This window comes from Brevundimonas sp. (assembly GCF_032107865.1).
Classification (GTDB): Bacteria; Pseudomonadota; Alphaproteobacteria; order Caulobacterales; family Caulobacteraceae; genus Brevundimonas.
This window is the reverse complement of sequence record NZ_DAMCNG010000305.1, coordinates 1-2,599: the sequence shown is the minus strand read 5'-3', so window position 1 is coordinate 2,599 and position 2,599 is coordinate 1. Positions and strand designations below refer to the sequence as shown.

General features: G+C 67.3%; 1 protein-coding gene and 1 pseudogene. Both read right to left on the bottom strand.

The window, feature by feature from the left end:
• Nucleotides 1-741 (bottom strand): annotated as a pseudogene (locus RT567_RS15965) (Plug domain-containing protein); the annotation flags it as partial.
• 235 nt (nt 742-976) lie between these two features.
• A partial coding sequence (locus RT567_RS15960; protein WP_313577196.1) for a TonB-dependent receptor domain-containing protein occupies nt 977-2,599 on the bottom strand: 1,623 nt, incomplete at its 5' end.

The window sequence follows — 2,599 nt, the reverse complement described above, 5'->3', positions numbered from 1 at the left end:
CGTCGTCACGCTCTGGCCCAGCAGGGCCGACAGGGCGGGGTCGATCTCGCCGCCGCCGGGCGCGGTGACATTGCCCATCAGGTCGTAGGGAACGCCGTCGCGGATGATGTTGCGCTCGGTCTCGAACAGGGGCGTGTCGCGCTCGTATTCCAGGTCCAGCGTCCAGCGCTGCTTGCCCGAGATGCGCAGGATGTTGCTTTCCAGATCGGTCATGGTGCGGCCGCCCTGGTCGGGACGGCGCGCGGTGGCTTGCATGGTGACGGAGCGGAAGTCGGCCTTCAGCACGAAGTTCACGACCCGCTGGTCGGCGCTGTAGCCGTAGGAGAGGGCGGTTTCCTCGGGCAGGATCTCGGTGCGCTCGATGGCCTCGGGCGGGATGCCGCGAATTTCGCGGAAGCCCGAGATGCGCCGTCCGTTGACCAGGAAGACCGGCGAGCCGCCGCGCGAGCTGCGCGTCACCGGCTCCAGCAGGGTCATCAGCTCTTCGATGCTGCTGGCGCCGTAGGCCTTGATCTGCTCCTCGTCGAGGGTCAGTTCGGGCTCATAATCGCCCAGGGCCGCACCGCGCCGGGCGGTGGTGACGGTCTCCAGCGTGCCCAGGTCATAGGCGCTGTCGTCCAGCTCTTCCTGCGGGACCGGGGTCGCGGTCTGGGCGGGCGTGGATTGAGGTGGAGCGGCGGGCGCCGCCGTGTCGGCAGGGGACAGGGAGGCGAGGGCGAACAGCAAGGCGACTGGCGACATGTCGAGTCCTAAAGGCAACCGGGAAACAGGCACGCTCGCGACCGACGCCCTGTCTCGTCGATCGCATCGACCCGGTTAAAGAACGATGTGCGCCGAAAGTAGGCGCGTTCGCTCTCTTGGATTAAACTCCTGTAATGCAGGGCTTAGTCCTGTCCGAACCGACAAGACTCCAACGGACGAAGGGGCGGAATCCGTCGGACCCCGCCCCTCGTTTTTTTGCAGCGGCGAAGAAGCTCTAGAAACGGGCGCGCACGCCCACCGTCAGGTTGCGCCCGCGCAGGGGGGCCGTTTCGGCCAGGAAAGAGGCGTGATTGAACGCCGTCTCGTCCAGCAGATTGGTCCCGCGCAGGAAGATCTGCGAGCGCACCGGCCCCAGGTCGACGTCATAGGCCACGGTGGCGTTGACCATGTCGTAGCCCGGCGTCTCGTGCTCGAAGGCGGCGATGTCGGTCTGCTTGAAGGTGCGGCTGTATTCGACGTCGCCGGACCACGGTCCCTGGAAGGCAGCCAGGCGCACGCCCGCCCGCGCCGCCGGGATGCGGGGCAGGTTGCCGCCGTCGCCCTTCAGCTCGCCCTGGACGTAGTCGCCGAACACCGTGCCCGACAGCCACGAGGTGAACTGTTGCGTCAGCTCGCCCTCGATGCCGGTGAAGGTCGCGTCGGCCTGGCTGTAGCGGATCAGGCGGAAGTCCTCGAACTGATCCAGCGTCCGGGCGAAGATGTAGTCGTCATAGATGTAGTGGTAGGCGCTGACCGAGCCGGTCAGGGCGCCTTCGGTCTTGCGCAGGGTCAGCTCGATCGAATTGGCCGTCTCGACATCCAGATTGGAATCGCCGATCTCATAGGTGTTGGTCGCCAGGTGGACGCCGTCGGCGTACAGTTCCTGAGCCGAGGGCGCGCGCTGCGAACGCGACAGCGACAGGGCGCCGGACCAGCCGGGAGTGAAGTGCCACACCGCCGCGCCCGAGATAGAGAAGGGCTTGTGTTCGGTATCCGGCAGGCCGATGGCCGAGGTTTCCTGCCATTCTTGACGCAGGGCGCCTTCCAGGTGCCACAGGCCAATCTCGTATTCCTCCATCACGAACAGGCCGGTGTTCTTGGTCGTGCTGGGCGCCAGGAAGCTCTCCTCGCCGACGGCGGCGAAGTCGCTCTTGCTCAGTTGCAGGCCGACCACGCCGCGGAAGCCGGCGATCTCGCGGTGCTGGGCCTCGATGCGGCCGTCGTAACCCTTGTTGGTGAAGGTGGTCGAGACGACGCCGTCCTCAAGCTCGCTGTGCTCATAGTCGGTGTAGCCGGCGCGCAGGCGCACGTTCTCGATACCCGGCAGCGGGTCACGCAGTTCGCCGCGCAGGTCGACGCGGCGGCTCTTCAGGCGAACCTCGGGGGCGGCGTGATCGTGGTCGCCCTCATGCTCGTGCCCGTGGTCGTCGTCGCCGTGGCCATGGTCGTCATCGTCGTGGCCGTGACCGCCGCAATGCAGATGGTCGCCGTGCGGGTGGCAGCCTTCATATTCGTGGCTGTGGCCGGCCAGGCCGTAGCGGCTGGTCTGTTCGGTATAGGCCGCGCCCAGATAGCCGCGCGATCCGATCCACGAGGCGCCGAGCGTTGCGGTCGAGGTCTCGTTGTAGGAACCGTCCAGGCGCGGCTCGTCCCAGCCGGGCACCTTGTAGTCGTCCGACTTGCGCGCGGCCGCTTCGACGCGGAAGGCGAAGTGTCCGGCGCCGACCGTCAGGCCGACCACGCCGGCCTCCTCGTCATCGACCGAGCCGCGACGGTATTCGGCCACGCCCTCGCCGCCGTTGGCCGGGATGCGGGTCGGGATTTTCTTGTCCAGCAGGTTGACCGCGCCGCCCATGGC